Origin of the sequence: Mucilaginibacter achroorhodeus, from assembly GCF_007846095.1 — a bacterium.
GTDB classification, from domain to species: Bacteria; Bacteroidota; Bacteroidia; order Sphingobacteriales; family Sphingobacteriaceae; genus Mucilaginibacter; species Mucilaginibacter achroorhodeus.
The window spans coordinates 79,391-95,708 of the sequence record NZ_VOEI01000008.1 but is presented as its reverse complement, the minus strand read 5'-3'; the positions used below and the strand labels follow the sequence as shown (position 1 = coordinate 95,708).

The 16,318-nt window shown below is 43.8% G+C and carries 12 protein-coding genes; 5 read left to right on the top strand and 7 right to left on the bottom strand.

The annotated features are described in order from the left end of the window. Positions 1-16: 16 nt before the first annotated feature. From nth to FPZ42_RS18275, 3 genes are all read right to left on the bottom strand, one after another. Positions 17-778 (bottom strand): endonuclease III, encoded by a 762-nt coding sequence (gene nth, locus FPZ42_RS18285; RefSeq protein ID WP_146273311.1) that lies wholly within the window; start codon positions 776-778, stop codon positions 17-19. A 216-nt stretch (positions 779-994) separates the two neighbouring features. Beyond that, positions 995-1,192 carry a hypothetical protein gene (locus FPZ42_RS18280; protein ID WP_146273310.1) on the bottom strand — a complete coding sequence of 66 codons (198 nt, stop codon included), beginning with the start codon at positions 1,190-1,192 and terminating at the stop codon, positions 995-997. Between the two features lie 225 nt (positions 1,193-1,417). Next, entirely contained in the window at positions 1,418-2,002 is a 585-nt protein-coding gene (locus tag FPZ42_RS18275) for an RNA polymerase sigma factor (RefSeq protein ID WP_146273309.1), read from the bottom strand. Between the two features lie 415 nt (positions 2,003-2,417). Between FPZ42_RS18275 and uvrA the strand changes: the two genes are divergently transcribed. Continuing rightward, positions 2,418-5,309, top strand: a complete 2,892-nt coding sequence (uvrA, locus tag FPZ42_RS18270; RefSeq protein ID WP_186458827.1) for an excinuclease ABC subunit UvrA — start codon at positions 2,418-2,420, stop codon at positions 5,307-5,309. A 115-nt stretch (positions 5,310-5,424) separates the two neighbouring features. Here uvrA and FPZ42_RS19265 read toward each other — a convergent pair whose 3' ends face one another. From FPZ42_RS19265 to FPZ42_RS18250, 4 genes are all read right to left on the bottom strand, one after another. Further along, positions 5,425-6,267 carry a glycine-rich domain-containing protein gene (locus FPZ42_RS19265; RefSeq protein WP_186458826.1) on the bottom strand — a complete coding sequence of 281 codons (843 nt, stop codon included), beginning with the start codon at positions 6,265-6,267 and terminating at the stop codon, positions 5,425-5,427. A 45-nt stretch (positions 6,268-6,312) separates the two neighbouring features. Then, a complete protein-coding gene (locus tag FPZ42_RS19290; RefSeq protein WP_222431603.1) occupies positions 6,313-7,236 on the bottom strand; it encodes an energy transducer TonB in 924 nt (307 codons plus the stop codon). A gap of 182 nt (positions 7,237-7,418) precedes the next feature. Beyond that, positions 7,419-9,686, bottom strand: coding sequence for an aconitate hydratase (locus FPZ42_RS18255; RefSeq protein ID WP_146273308.1), 2,268 nt, complete (start codon positions 9,684-9,686; stop codon positions 7,419-7,421). Between the two features lie 157 nt (positions 9,687-9,843). Further along, positions 9,844-10,947: a PQQ-dependent sugar dehydrogenase gene (locus FPZ42_RS18250; RefSeq protein ID WP_146273307.1), complete on the bottom strand. Its 1,104-nt coding sequence runs from the start codon at positions 10,945-10,947 to the stop codon at positions 9,844-9,846. A 620-nt stretch (positions 10,948-11,567) separates the two neighbouring features. Here FPZ42_RS18250 and FPZ42_RS18245 point away from each other — a divergent pair. The 4 genes from FPZ42_RS18245 to FPZ42_RS18230 are packed head-to-tail and all read left to right on the top strand — an operon-like array spanning position 11,568 to position 16,167. Next, positions 11,568-12,212, top strand: a complete 645-nt coding sequence (locus FPZ42_RS18245; RefSeq protein WP_146273306.1) for a TetR/AcrR family transcriptional regulator — start codon at positions 11,568-11,570, stop codon at positions 12,210-12,212. After that, on the top strand, positions 12,193-13,557 hold the full coding sequence (locus FPZ42_RS18240) for a TolC family protein (RefSeq protein ID WP_146273305.1): 1,365 nt from the start codon (positions 12,193-12,195) through the stop codon (positions 13,555-13,557). The genes FPZ42_RS18245 and FPZ42_RS18240 overlap by 20 nt, the downstream gene beginning before the upstream one ends. Before the next feature lie 11 nt (positions 13,558-13,568). Then, positions 13,569-14,621, top strand: coding sequence for an HlyD family secretion protein (locus FPZ42_RS18235; RefSeq protein WP_146273304.1), 1,053 nt, complete (start codon positions 13,569-13,571; stop codon positions 14,619-14,621). 4 nt (positions 14,622-14,625) lie between these two features. Beyond that, a complete protein-coding gene (locus FPZ42_RS18230) occupies positions 14,626-16,167 on the top strand; it encodes a DHA2 family efflux MFS transporter permease subunit (protein WP_146273303.1) in 1,542 nt (513 codons plus the stop codon). Positions 16,168-16,318: the final 151 nt, after the last annotated feature.

The window sequence follows — 16,318 nt, the reverse complement described above, 5'->3', positions numbered from 1 at the left end:
AACCATCCCTAATCCATCAACTATTCTTATCAACACTACGTTTCTTCAACTCCTTGCTGATGCTGTTGAGCGTGCGTTTCTTTTTAGCAGCTTCTGCCTTTTTTATCCGTGCGGCTTCTGCTTTAAGAAGCGCTTTTTCTGTATTGTGCTGTTCGTAGTACTTGCAGAACCAGGTAAGCGGGCATATGTCACATTTGGGTGTCCGGGCCACGCAGATGTATCTGCCATGCAATATCAGCCAATGATGCGCAATGGACAAAGTGTTTTGCGGCAGGTTCTCAACCAGTTGTTTTTCAACGGCCAAAGGCGTTGTAGCCCTGTTGGTTAAGCCAATGCGGTTGGCCACCCTAAAAACGTGCGTATCTACCGCAATGGCCGGTGCATCAAACACAACCGAGGTGATCACATTCGCTGTTTTGCGGCCAACGCCGGGCAACTGCTGCAAGTCGGCCATATCTGATGGTACTTCGCCGTTGAACTTTTCTACCAGCATTTTGCCCAAGCCGGCCAGGTGCTTTGCCTTGTTATTGGGATAGCTTACGCTGCGGATATAATTAAATATCTCATCAGCATCAGAAGCAGCCAGGGCAAAAGCATCGGGGAAACGTTCAAATAATGCTGGGGTGACCTGGTTAATACGCTTATCAGTACACTGAGCAGATAGCACTACGGCAACAAGCAGCTGATAGGGATTATTATAATGCAGTTCGGTAACGGCGTTGGGTTGGTTCTTTGAGAAATATTCTACAAAATGCTTGTAGCGTTCTTTTTTTAGCATTTGGTTAGTTCAATGGTTCATTAGTTGAGTTGTTCATTAGTACTGAGCATTTGTAGAACAACAAACCGCACGTAAAATTATCAAACTATTCACCAATAAACTAATGAACCTGTGAACAAATGAACCCTATATAAAATAGAAAGGTTCATACCTCAAAAGTAAGATATCGCTATCCGTGTTTTGAACTATGAACCAGTTACGTGGTTTGCGTACTAATTAACGCAGGCTTTTTGAATAATCAAGTATCTTATGAATGGTCTGCGGATTCGGCTTTTTCTTCAGAAGATCAAGTTCCGCCCGGATAGAGTGATAAAATATCACATCGTCCGCTTCTAAATTTTCATGTAGATCAGATTCTTTCACCTGTGCTTTATTAGTGAACGCATTAAGTGTTGATGTAAAGGTTTCACCCATAAGCTTTTTAAGTTTATAATTATAAAATTAACGATAGTTTTTCACTAATATTTTAGAAAGATGAAAATTAAATGAAATTTTTTTCATGTTGGCTTTTGCCTCTCCAAAATCGTTTAAACTAACATCCATTAAACTAAAAAGCCCCCGATATATTATATATCGGAGGCTTTTATTTTGTAAAATATTTTAGTTTAACGAAAAGTGAACAAACCTGTCGTTAACAAACTAATTTTTTAAGCTCAGTTCTTTATTCTGCATCATTTTACGCAGGTTGTTTAAGGCATAGCGCATACGGCCAAGAGCGGTATTGATACTCACATCAGTAACATCGGCTATTTCTTTAAAGCTCATATCACCAAAGTGACGCATAATTAAAACCTCCTTTTGCTCAGCAGGTAAAAGTTGTATCAAAGCTTTAAGATCTTTGTGCGTTTGCTCGCGAACCATGCGGTCTTCGGCACTTTCGTCATAATGGCCAAGCACTTCAAAGATGTCAAAGTCGTCGCCGCCGCTAACCATCGGCGCACGTTTTTCACGGCGGAAATGGTCAATAACCAGGTTATGGCCAATGCGGGTAACCCACGGTAAAAACTTGCCCTCCTCGTTGTATTTGCCGGCCTTTAGGGTGTTAATTACTTTGATAAAAGTATCTTGGAAGATATCCTCGGCAAGCGCCTCGTCTTTAACCAGTAAGTAAATAGAAGTGTAAATTTTGGCCTGGTAACGGCGTATCAACTCAACAAGCCCTGCTTCTTCGCCGCCAATATAGAGATGGATTAGATCCTGATCACTTTTCAATTGAAAATCCATAGAATTACTACTGATAAACTAAATTAAATTCTTGTTCGTTATTAACTTAATAAAAGTAGAGTTCTATCTATAGCGTTCGTTTTAGGGGGTGAATCAAATAATCTATCCTCAAATATAATCATCTTAAAAAATAAAAGCAAATATTTTTTAGCAGGGAGAGTTGCGTTTTGCCAAATATTGTTTGCTTGCCATTAATTAAGCATTTAAATAACTGCTTAATAATCATATTCAAAACCTAAACTCATTTGCAAAAGGCTAAAAATTTTAGGATTTTTGCAGTCTCAAAAAGTTGATGGTTGATAGATCATAGTTCATAACAAAAACTATCTGTTAGACTACATGTTTTCTTTGAGGTTTAACGCACCATGCAAATTTCTGCCATGATCTATCAACCATCAACTACGAACTAAAAATTATGATCAAAGAAGCAGATAAAGATCCGCAGAAACATATAATCATAAAAGGTGCAAGGGTTCATAATCTTAAGAACCTTGATGTAGCCATACCCAAAAATAAACTGGTGGTGGTAACCGGTATGTCGGGTTCCGGCAAATCGTCATTGGCATTTGATACGCTCTACGCCGAAGGCCAGCGCCGTTACGTGGAGAGCTTATCATCATACGCACGCCAGTTTTTGGGCCGTATGAACAAGCCCGACGTTGACTACATAAAAGGTATAGCGCCCGCAATTGCCATTGAGCAAAAAGTGATCACCAGCAACCCGCGCTCTACGGTAGGTACATCAACCGAGATATACGATTATTTAAAATTACTGTTCTCTCGTATAGGTAAAACTATTTCGCCCGTATCAGGCGGGGTGGTAAAACGCGATACGGTTACCGATGTAGTGAATTTTATTTCGGCCTTGCCTGATGAAACACAAGTAACTATCCTATGTCCGCTGCATCCTCACAATAACCGAAGCCTTAAAGAGGAACTGGCTGTGTTGATGCAAAAAGGCTTTGTGCGGGTGGAGTTAGACGGTAAGTTAGCTCGTATTGAAAGCCTGCTCGAGGACGAAAGCATTGCTGCCGATACGGAGGTTAAGGAAAAGAAAAAGAAAAAAGCCAGTGCAGACCATGAACAGTCTGACGGTTATAATGAGCACGTGCGCATTGTGATCGATCGTGTTACCAAAAACATGGAAGACGAAACGATCAGCCGTTTGGCAGATTCTGTACAAACGGCCTTTTTTGAAGGTAAAGGCGATTGCTACGTGAGATATAATCAAGCCTCGAACGACGGGGGAGATTTAGAGGGAGCTTCTGAAACCGAACGTTTCTTCTGCGACCGCTTTGAACTTGACGGGATGCGTTTTGAAGAGCCTACGCCAAACTTCTTCAGCTTTAACAACCCGTATGGTGCTTGTAAACGCTGCGAGGGCTACGGCAAGGTGATAGGGATTGATGAGGACCTGGTTATACCCGATAAAAGCAAGACCGTATACGAAGGCGCAATTGCCCCTTGGCGCGGCGAGAAGATGCGCGAGTGGAACGATGTGCTGGTTAAAAATGCCCTTAAGTTCGACTTCCCGATACACCGCCAGTATAACCAGCTAACAGAAAAGGAGCAGCGTTTACTGTGGACAGGTAACCAGTACTTTCGCGGGCTTGATGCTTTTTTCAAAGAGATGGAGGAGCAGACCTACAAGATCCAGTACCGTGTTCTATTATCACGCTACCGCGGAAAAACTACCTGCCCCGAGTGTAAAGGTAGCCGACTGCGCAAGGATGCTTCTTATGTGAAGATAGATGGCAGATCAATAACCGATGTGGTGCTGATGCCACTTGATACCGCTTCTGAATTTTTTAGTACGCTGAAACTTAACGAAACGGAAGAAAAAATTGGTAAACGCCTGTTGATGGAGATAACCAGTCGCCTGCGTTTCCTTAACGATGTGGGTTTGAGCTATCTGACGTTGAACCGCTTATCTAACACGTTGTCGGGCGGAGAATCACAGCGTATCAACCTGGCAACCTCGTTAGGTAGTAGCTTGGTTGGTTCGGTTTACGTATTGGATGAGCCAAGCATTGGCTTACACCCGCGCGATACCGAAAGGTTGATCTCCGTTTTACGTTCGCTGCGCGATGTAGGTAACACGGTGTTGGTGGTAGAACACGAGGAAGAGATAATGAAAGCCGCCGACCATATTATCGATATTGGCCCGGAAGCAGGGACCCATGGAGGTAACCTCATATTCACCGGTACGTACGACCAGATCATTGTTGATGACGACAGCCTTACCGGTAAATATCTCAGTGGTCGCGAGGAGATCGCCATCCCTAAAAGCCGTCGTAAATGGCACGACTATATCGAGATAAAAGGTGCGCGCGAGAATAACTTAAAACATGCCTCGGCTAAGTTTCCGTTAGGTGTGCTTACGGTAGTTACCGGCGTATCCGGTTCGGGTAAAACCAGTTTGGTTAAACGTATTCTGGCGCCTGCACTGCAAAAAACATTAGGTAATTACACCGGCGACCAAAGCGGTTCGTTTGACAGCATTGAAGGTGATTACAATAAAATTGAACAGGTTGAATTAGTAGATCAAAACCCTATCGGTCGTTCGTCACGCTCAAACCCTGTTACCTATGTTAAAGCATGGGACGAGATCCGAAATTTATTTGCCGCACTGCCGGCGGCAAAGGCAGGCGGTTTAAAGCCTTCGGCATTCTCTTTTAACGTTGAAGGCGGCCGTTGTGATGTTTGCCAGGGCGAGGGTGAGGTGAAGATAGAGATGCAGTTTATGGCCGATATCTTTCTTACCTGCGAAGCCTGCGGTGGCAAGCGTTTTAAGCAGCACATTCTGGACATTACTTATAATGATAAGAATGTATCTGAAGTGTTGGATATGACCATAGATGAGGCCGTGGAGTTCTTCGCTAAGGAAACAAAAATACTCGCTAAGATAAAGCCACTGGTTGATGTAGGTTTGGGCTACGTTCAGTTGGGTCAATCGTCCAACACGCTATCCGGCGGCGAGGCGCAGCGCATTAAGCTCGCAAGCTTCCTGGTAAAAGGTAACAACACCCACAAAACCATGTTCATTTTTGATGAACCTACTACTGGTTTGCATTTTGCAGATATCAAAAAGCTCCTGAAATCATTTGATGCCTTGATTGAAAATGGCAACACCATCCTGGTGATTGAACATAACATGGACGTGATCAAATGTGCCGACTGGGTTATCGACATTGGCCCCGAAGGCGGCGAACGCGGCGGTAAGGTGGTTTTTGAAGGCGTACCCGAAGATCTAATCAAGAAAAAAGATAACTACACCGGTAAATTTTTGAAAGAGCGATTCGAGTAATAAAATATCACATTACTGGCGCGGGCTTACAGCCCGTGTCTGAGCATAATGTCAGCTTTCAGCTGACGGAAGCATAATAGAATTGAAAGGCGATGATAACTCATCGCTTTTTTTATTAGTCCCCACCTCCGCTACAGCCGCTTCCGCATCCGCTACATCCAGATGATGAACAACCTGAGCACCCGCTGCTACATCCGCTATCTCCGCCATGGTGGTTGCCGCAACCTGAATGACCATGATGGTGCTCTCCGCTGTTCCAATCCGAACTACCTCCAGCGGTGCAACCACTTCCGCCAGAGTCATCTCTGTCATTGCCGTTTCGCCATTTATCAGAACTCCCTTCAGCTTTGTAGACCGCTATTGTTATCAGTACGAATATACCAATCACAATGAAAGGGATAAAACTATCAACGGCTTGTATAAAAGTAAAACAAGCTGCTGCAACAATCAGCATAACTATTGAGTAAACAGTTATAGCGGGCTTTTTAACCAACCAATACTTACCCAGGTTCACACGCTGAAAATTGACATCAGAGAAACGCGTATGGTTATCCTGCCAAATATCTGCAGGCGGTTCGTGTCCAAATTTGTCTTTGTATAGCTGATGTGTTGAAGTGTAAAAACCATTAAATTTATTGGCTTCCTGTTTGCCCCCTTTAGTAGGGTTGTGATGGACTTCCTGTCCTAAAGTGTTTTTACAAAGGTCGGTCCAGTATGACCAGGTAAAGGTAAGGTGCAGATGCCATGCCTGGTCAACCGGGTCAGATGGTGTAACGCCATGTTTGGTTACACAACATAAAAAGATAAACTTTTTATATTCTTCAATAACACGCAGTGAAAAGGGGATGTTCCATCCATTCTCTCGCGCAAGCCGGGCTGAGAATTTGAAGTCAACTTCCGGGTCATCTATTTCGAACGCTTGTAGTTTGTCCCAAAGCGCTCTTTCTTGTGCATTCATAAACACAGGTTTGGTTACCTTAAGGTCTTAAAAATTTACAATATATTATTGCTGCTGATAAGGAAACGGTAACCTCATCCTGATCTCGCTGTCCTCACCAGCTTTGTTAGTAAATTTGGCTTCCTTAAGTACGCGCACGGCTTCTTCGTCGCACCCGTACCCTAAGCCTTTTACAACCGTAATATCTTTTGTGCTACCGGATCCGGTAACGGTAAGTTGTACTGTTACGAAGCCATTAATGTTGGCGGCCTTAGCCTGCTCCGGATAAGCAAGTTGACTGTAGATGGCTTTATTGCCTCCCACAGGTTCAATGGCCGGCAGCTCTTCCTCGGTTACCTTATAGTAAAGGTTAGGTGGATTAAGATTTGCAGTGCTGCTTACAGGTTTATAGTCAATTCCCCACTTTTTGAGATAAGATTGCAAGGAAGATAACCCTGCTTTTTTGCGCCTGTCGTTCACGAAAGCTTCATCACCAATTGGGTATAATTGAAATATGCCTTTTTTTGACTCATGCAGTTGTGTACCGTAAACCTGTGGTTGGTTCTGCGTTATCCGCACCCTATCTACCATTAAAGGTATCAGCGACGGCGAAAGTTCGCCTTTATCTGCAGCCTCAATAATTACAGGAAGATATTTTTCCTGCGCCTCCAGATCATTATGCTGTATAACGTTAAAGGCAACATCGCTCAAGTTTTGGCCTACAAGTGTTTTGCCCGGATAGCCATAATCGGTTATGATACGCGCTACCTTGGCCAGATTGGCCACATCCGCCGCCGACTGCTTTGCCATTAAAGCCTTGTCTTGTTCAGAGCCTGTTCCATGCTTTTTAGCTTCGGCAATAGCAGCAACCCGGTACTGCTGATCGGCCTTGCCAATGGCGGCTATCTCAACCGCCAGTTTTTTATTGGTTTGGGCAAAGAGAGTGGTTGCTGAAAGTATGAGTAATGAAACGGCGGTAAGGGTTTTCATGGGAGTGTTAATGGCTTAGCCAAGATAGGAAAATCTTACACTAAAAGCGTCATAGCTTCGTACCTCGCAATGATGCGGTGTTTAAGACCCTCTCCTTTGAATAGGGATTGGTGAGCAGCCAACAAAAAAAGCCTCTCCAAACGGAAAGGCTTTTTGAATTTTTAATTTTGACTTTTTACTTATTATGAAGCCATTTGCTTACGGATGATGTTTAGCGCACCACCTGCTTTAAACCACTCAATTTGCTGTGCATTGTAAGTGTGGTTTACCTGGAAGCTTTCTGTTGTGCCATTTGAATGATGTAATACAACGGTAAGCTGTTTACCAGGGGCAAAAGAAGTTAGGCCTACAATATCGAAGATATCATCTTCCTGAATTTTATCGTAATCGTTAGAATCAGCAAAGGTGATACCCAACATACCTTGTTTTTTAAGGTTGGTTTCGTGGATACGGGCAAACGATTTTACCAATATAACACGTACACCCAGGTGGCGTGGTTCCATCGCCGCGTGCTCGCGTGATGAACCTTCACCGTAGTTCTCGTCACCAACTACAACAGTACCAATACCGGCAGCTTTGTAATCGCGCTGGGTGGCGGGTACCGGGCCGTATTCACCGGTTAATTGATTTTTAACGCTATCGGCAGTATTATTAAAGTAGTTGATGGCACCGATAAGCATGTTGTTTGAAATGTTATCTAAGTGACCACGGAACTTTAACCATGGGCCGGCCATAGAAATGTGGTCAGTAGTACATTTACCTTTAGCTTTAATAAGGAGCTTTAAGCCGCTAAGATCGGTACCTTCCCAAGGTGAGAATGGTGCCAACAATTGCAGACGAGAAGACTCCGGACTAACGATAACCTGTACCTGGCTGCCATCTTCGGCAGGTGCCTGGTAACCGGCATCCTCAACTGCATAACCATTTATCGGCATTTCAATACCTTGCGGCTCATCAAGTTTAACTTGCTCGCCGTTAAGGTTGGTCAAGGTATCAGTAAGCGGGTTAAAAGTTAAGTCACCTGCGATGGCAAATGCTGTAACAATTTCCGGCGATGCCACGAAAGCGTGGGTATTAGGGTTACCATCCTGGCGTTTAGCGAAGTTACGGTTAAACGACGTGATGATAGAGTTTTTGCGTGTAGGATCATCAGTATGACGCGCCCACTGGCCGATACATGGGCCACAAGCGTTAGCCAATACAACGCCACCCATTTTAGCGAAAGTATCTAAGTAACCATCGCGATCAACTGTATAACGTACCTGCTCAGAACCCGGAGTGATGGTGAACTCGGCTTTGGTTTTCAGGTTTTTATCTACAGCCTGCTGTGCAATTGATGCAGAGCGGGTAATATCCTCATAAGATGAGTTGGTACATGAACCTATCAAACCAACTTCAAGAATTGCAGGCCAGTTGTTTTCTTTAACCGCTTGTGCAAATTTAGAGATAGGCCATGCCAAGTCAGGAGTGAACGGGCCATTCACATGCGGTTCAAGCTCGTCTAAGTTAATTTCAATAACCTGGTCAAAGTATTGCTCAGGGTTAGCGTAAACCTCATCATCGCCTGTTAAGTGCTCGGCAATGCCGTCAGCAAGGTCAGCAATGTCAGCACGTTTGGTGCCGCGCAAATAAACACCGGCTTTTTCATCGTAACCGAAGATAGAAGTAGTAGCACCAATCTCGGCACCCATGTTACAGATGGTAGCTTTACCTGTAGCAGATAATGAACGTGCGCCTTCGCCAAAATACTCAACAATGAAACCGGTACCACCTTTTACGGTAAGGATACCTGCAACACGTAGAATAACGTCTTTAGCTGATGACCAGCCAGATAATTTACCGGTTAATTTAACACCCAGCAGTTTAGGGAATTTTAGCTCCCAAGGTAGGCCGGCCATAACGTCACAAGCATCGGCACCGCCAACACCAATGGCAACCATACCCAAACCACCTGCATTAGGTGTGTGTGAATCGGTACCTATCATCATACCACCCGGGAAAGCGTAGTTCTCTAACACTACCTGGTGGATGATACCTGCACCGGCTTTCCAGAAACCGATACCGTATTTATCTGATACTGATGAAAGGAAATCATAAACCTCGCGGTTAACATCAACAGCTGTATTTAAGTCGGCAGTAGCGCCTACTTTTGCTTGAATCAAGTGGTCGCAATGTACGGTAGAAGGTACTGCAACCTGCGGGCGACCAGCCTGCATAAATTGTAAAAGCGCCATTTGTGCAGTAGCATCCTGCATGGCAACACGGTCTGGTGCAAAATCTACATAGTCTGTACCGCGTTCAAATGCTTTTTTAGCGTCTCCCTCTGATAAGTGGGCGTATAATATTTTTTCGGTTAAAGTAAGAGGTTTACCGGTCGCTTTGCGGGCAGCATCCACACGGGTGCTGTAGCGATCATAAACCTTTTTGATCATGTCTATATCAAAGGCCATAATAAATTGATCTTTATGAGGTAAAAAGATGTTGTAACCCGTTCTGGGCCAACAGCCGCGAATTTACAAATTATAAACTTTATTCACAGTCAGGGACTTGTACAAATACTATTTGGATATATTCTAAATAAGACTTTGCCGGTTTCAATCTGCCAGCTTACTTCCCGCTCACTTCGATCACCTTGTCATTATTCCCATTGCTGGTGATGATATAAACCTTTCCCTCAGGCGAAATAGCTACATCACGCATGCGGCCATACTTACCCTTTAGAAATGCATTCACCTTCTCTACACCGGTACCGGCGGCGTTAAGTTGCAGTTGCAATAATTCACTGTCCTTAAGTACGGCTAACAGTAAAGAGTTTTTCCATTGGGGGATGGCATTGTTATTATAGTAATCGATGCCGGATGGCGCGATGGTTGGTGTCCAGGCTTGTATGGGCTGGGCAACATTGTTAGCGCCGCAGAAGGTTTGCTCGTTTGCGGTATTGCAATAGCCCTCAACATTGGGCCAGCCAAAATTGCGTCCTTTTTCTATGATGTTCACTTCGTCGTCGGTAGCGTTGCCGTGCTCGGAACTATAAAGGCGATCGCCCACAAATACCAACCCCTGCGGATTGCGGTGCCCAAAGCTCCAAAGCGTACTGCCGGCAATGGAGTTGTCGCCGGGTATGGTGCCGTCAAGGTTGATGCGTTGTATTTTGCCCGCAAGGCTGTTCTTATCCTGCGCCCTGGATGCGTCTGCTGCATCGCCGCTTGTGATGTACAGTTTCCTGTCTGGCGATATGGCCAGCCTTGTTCCGTTGTGGGTATTGTTAGCAGGTATATTGTTAATGAGCGTAACCGGGTTGCTTAAAGCATTATTACGGAAGGTATACTTAACCACCTTTTTAAGATAGTTGTTGCCGTTAAGGTAGTTATAGGCCACAAATACTTCCGGCGTGGTGGCAAAATCAGGGTGCAACACCATTCCCAATAAGCCGCCCTCACCACGGGAAACCACCTCGCTTATGGTAAGCAATGCTGTTGCTCTCCCGGTAGCAGGATCTATCCGGCTTATTTTGCCGCTGCGCTCGGTTATCCAAAGCTGGTTATCAGGCCCCCAGAGTATTTCCCAGGGCAGGGTGAGGTTTTCAGTTAATACACGGTCGGTTAACGTTGCCGGGGTAGTGGATTGGTTACCTGTTGATGGCTTGTCTTTACTACAGTTGGTTAATAGCAGTGCACCCACCAGTGCTGCCAAAGTGGTTAGTTTTTTCATAAAGTTGATTTTGTGTGGGTGTTATAATAAGTAACCGCAAACCGGTTTATATTGTTTGCAGTGTTACTTTGGCTTAGTATGCCCTTACTATGGCTTACTTTTTTTACTATACACTTACTGATCGCTCATTATATGAGGTGTTCACGTTCACACCATGAACACTCGTGAACACCGTGAACGCTGACGGGAAAATGTCAGCACATTCAATTTTCAATACTTCGATGTTTAGTAGCTGTAAACAATGTTCAAACAAACAAAATGAAAATCACGTGTTTTTACGTGGTTTTTTACCGATCTGCTGCTTTAGATTTGAACTATCTAAACCTTATTATAATAGGCTATAGCAAACTTATAGTGCAAGTAAGTTTTAATATAGTAATATCAGTTGTGTTATTGGAATAAGCTCTGATACAAAAAGCCGCGCGATGCGGCTTTTTGTTTATCCGGATTTTGGTTCAATAATTGCTTTCTGAAACCCTGCCCCTGTGTACATCTTACACTGTACTATTTAATCAATCGATTAATTTTTTATGTCTGTTAATCAGTGCATTATGCACGTATGACAAAAAGATGACGGCATTAATCAATCGCTTGATTAATTTTGTGCGGGACAAAGGAAAATGGAAAAAGAAAAGATAGATAAAAAAGACCACATACTTGACGTTGCCGAGCGTGTTTTTGCTGAGCAGGGATACGATGGCGCATCAACCCGTATGATATCCGGCGAGGCTGGTGTGAACATGGCTATGCTTAACTATTATTTTGGCTCTAAAGAGGGTGTTTTCCTGGCCATTTTCGAGCGCAGGATATCAGCTTTTCAAAGTACTCTTTTAGGAATAAGTAATGATAGTGGCCTTGACCCATGGGCCAGGTTATCGCAGTTTGTTGACAAGTACTTAGATAAAGTGATCAACAATAACTGTTTCCACATTATGCTTAACCGCGAAGTATCGAAGTCTAAAAAGACCGAGCTTACAGATAAAATTACAACCATCATCATGAGAAATGTTCATGTTTTTAAAGACATTATTGAAGATGGCATTAAAACCGGCGCCTTTAATAAAGATGCCGACCGGGAATTGCTGATAGCTACCATGTTTGGTACCAAAAACTACATCGTGAACACGCCGCATATCTCATCGGCCATATTGGGTTATGATGTAATGGATACCAAAATGCAGGAAGATAAACTAAAACCAAGATTGAAAAACTACATGAAAACCCTCCTTAAAGCTTATTTAATGAATGAAAATGACAACAAATAACATATCTCCGAAACCTTTATTTAGCAGTGCGCTAAAGGCCGCCGCACGTTTTGCCCTGCTTATGCTGGCTACGTTGGCTGCCACAACCGCATTTGCACAAGACAGGGCCATTACGTTAGATGAGGCCCTTAAACTTGGCATCCAAAACAGTAAGGTGCTTAAGTTGTCGCAATCACGTATAGACCAGGCCGTATCACAGTACGAGCAGGCTAAAGATCGTGCGTTGCCTACCGGTAAGGCCAGCTTTGGTTACAACCGCGCACAAATACCTGCCAACAACTTAAAGCTTGGCGAAGAGAACCTTACCCTGCCAACCAGTGCCAATGCATGGTTAGGTACACTATCATTAAACCAAACTATTTGGGCTGGTGGTAAATTAAGGTATGCTCAAAAAAGCACAGAATTGTTAACACAGGTAGCACGCCTTGATGCTGAGAACGATAAAGACCAGATCGCTTACGCAGTTATCAGTGCTTACTATAACTTGTACAAGGTGCTGCAAAGCAAAAAAGTGGTTGACCAGAATTTGGCTACCATTGATGCACAAATAAAACAAGCCCAGCGCTTTTTTGACCAGGGCCTGGTTACCAAGAACGATGTGCTGCGTTTTCAATTACAGCGCTCAAATATTCAGCTGAACGGTATCGATTTGGAAAACAACCGCAAGATCATCAACTATAACATGAATATTTTGCTTGGTTTACCTGAAACTACCGAGCTTAATATTGCCCAGATAGATAACAGCACAAGGGATGTAGCGCCGCTTGCCAATTACCTGGATACCGCAATGGCCAATCGCCCGGAGCTAAGACAGGCTGACGTGAGAGCCAAGGTTGCCGATTACAATGTAAAAAGCATCCAGGCTAATTTGTCGCCAAGTTTATCTGCATCAGGCAGCGCTTATTATGTAGGCATATCAGGCAACCCTATCCCTAAAAGCGGCAATTTTATTACTCCTATATCATTAGGGTTAACGCTTGGGTGGGATTTTGGCGCCCTTTGGACCAATAAGAACAAAGTAAAGCAAGCCAAATTAGAACGTGAGGAAGTTACGATCAATAAAAGTATTGATAGCGACAACATCCGTAATGAGGTAAACCAAAACTACCAGAATTACAAAACAGCAGTTGATAAGATCAATTTATTACAAACCTCTATCAACCAGGCGCAGGAGAACAACCGCATTCTCGAAAATAAATACCGCAGCAACATATCGTCATCAATTGACCGTGCTGATGCGCAAACCTTACTTTACCAGGCAGAGATAAACCTGGAACTGGCAAAAGCCGATGCCGGCCTTGCTTACTATACATTATTAAAATCAACAGGAAAACTTAACAAATAATACACAACACAATGGCAACTCAGGAAACCGAAACTAAAAAGAAACCGAATAAAGTTATCCCCATCATTTTAGGGATCATACTTATTGGCGGTGTTATTTTTGGTATAAAAGAATATATATACTTCAGCAAACACGTTGATACGGACGATGCCCAGATAGATGGCGACATTAGCCCGGTTGTAGCACGTGTTGGTGGTTACGTTGATTCTATCTTTTTTGAAGAAAATACTCACGTTAAAAAAGACCAGTTATTGGTAAAAATTGACGACCGCGATTATAAAGTGAAGGTTGAGCAGGCGATAGCTGCACAACAAGGTGCAAGCGCCGGTATCAACGTAGGCCAATCTCAGATCTATAGCACTGCAGCTAACTCGGCAAGTGCAAAAGCAGAGGCAGAATCTGCAAAGGCACGTTTAGAAAAAGTACGTAAAGATTATGCCCGTTATGCTAATCTGGTTCAAGACGGTTCTGTAACCCGCCAGCAATTTGACCAGGCCAAAGCCGACCTGCAGGTAGCACAAGCTAACTATCAGGCAGCGCTTGACCAATATAAAGCTGCACAACAACAGGTAGGTACCACCCGCAGCCAGTTAAAGGTAACTAATACAGGTGTTACTGCACGCCAGGCCGAGGTTGACTTTGCTAAACTGCAACTATCTTATACTAACATCAAATCACCTGCAAGTGGTTTAGCTGCTAAAAAGAATGTGCAGGTTGGCCAGTTAGTACAGGCGGGTCAAACCTTGTTCTCTGTAGTTAATGATAACAGCTTATACATTACTGCAAACTTTAAAGAAACGCAGTTAGAGCACATCCGTAACGGCCAAAAGGTAGATGTTAAAGTTGATGCTTATCCTGATCTTAAAATTGATGGACAGGTATACAATTTTTCGCCTGCAACAGGTGCTAAATTCTCATTGCTGCCACCAGATAACGCTACAGGTAACTTTGTTAAGGTAGTACAACGTATCCCGGTAAAAATTAAACTAAGCGGTAGCAAAGAAGATATCGCAAAATTACGCCCTGGTATGAGCGTAGATGTTTCTGTAATAATAAAAGACTAATAAAATGGCTGAAACTGGCTTTAAAAAGTGGATAATTACCATTACGGTGATCATGGCATCGCTCCTGGAGCTGATTGACACGACCATTGTAAACGTAGCTATACCGCACATACAAGGTAACCTTGGTGCAACCCTTGAGGATATTGCATGGGTGGTTACCGGTTATGCCGTTGCAAACGTTATCATCCTGCCCATGTCGGGCTGGTTGGGCGGGCGTTTCGGCCGTAAAAACTACTTCCTTACATCTATCATCATATTTACTATAGCCTCGTTCCTGTGTGGTAACGCAACGTCTCTTGATGAGCTGGTGCTGTTCCGTATCCTGCAAGGGGTTGCCGGTGGTGGTTTGATCTCAACGGGCCAAACCATCCTGCTTGAAACCTGGCCGCGTGAACAGATCGGTACGGCTACGGCATTATTCGGTTTAGGTGCGGTGGTAGGCCCAACAGTGGGCCCAACCATCGGCGGCTGGATAACAGAGAACTACTCATGGCCATGGATATTTTATGTGAACCTTCCTGTTGGTGCACTGGCCGCCTTCCTTACCTATACATATATCAATGAGACGCCTAAGGAAGCCAAGAAACCTATCGACTGGTGGGGTATTATCCTGCTGGCTGTAGCTGTAGGCAGTTTGCAAACCATCCTTGAAAAAGGTGAATCTGAAGACTGGTTTGCTAAAACATATATCATTGTGTTAACAGTAGCTGCGGTGCTGGGCTTTATATTGTTTATATGGAGAGAGCTGAGTACTGATCACCCGATCGTGAACTTCAGCATTATGCGGCACCGAAGTTTTTCGGTGGGGATGTTTACGTCGTTTATACTTGGTTTTGGTTTGTACGGCTCGGTTTTCGTGTTCCCGGTGTTCTGTCAAAACCTGTTAGGCTTTAACGCCCAGCAAACCGGCGAGCTTTTATTCCCCGGTGGTTTATGTACCATTGCCATGATGCCGTTTATAGGTAAAATGCTTAATAAAGGTGTGCCTGCGCAATTTTTAGCTACCGGTGGTATGTTCCTGTTCTTTGTGTTTACGTGGATGCTGAGTAACTCTACCCTGGCAACAGGCGAGAACGATGTGCTGGTACCTTTGCTTATCCGCGGTGTGGGTATGGCACTGTTATTTGTACCGTTAACCACATTGGCTATGGCCGACCTTAAAGGGCCGGAGATAGGCCAGGGATCCGGCTTAAATAACATGATGAGGCAGTTGGGTGGTTCATTCGGTATTGCGGCTTTAACAACCTTAATACACATCAGGCAGGGCCTTCACCGCTCAAACCTTATCACCAACATCAACCCATATAATCCGGCTTATACGGAGCGTTTTAACTTGCTGATGCATGGGTTTATGGCAAAAGGTAAGTCAATGCTTGATGCTACCCATATGGCTTATGCAGCCATTGAGGGTGCGGTTGTAAGGCAAACAATGTTGCTTACTTATGATGATGCTTATTGGGTATCAGGTTTGATCATGCTTTTCTCAATACCTTTATTGTACCTGCAGCCTTTCAAAAAACTGAAAGCCGTTACAGATGCACACTAATAAAAACAAAGCCGTTCTGTTTTTCAACAGAACGGCTTCTTTTCCAAAAAATCAACAATTAAATTTTGTATTAACCCTTTGAGGCTACTGCCTTTATAAGTTTACTACAAAGCAGTATAACATTGGGAGATTACTATCTTAAAGGCTTAAA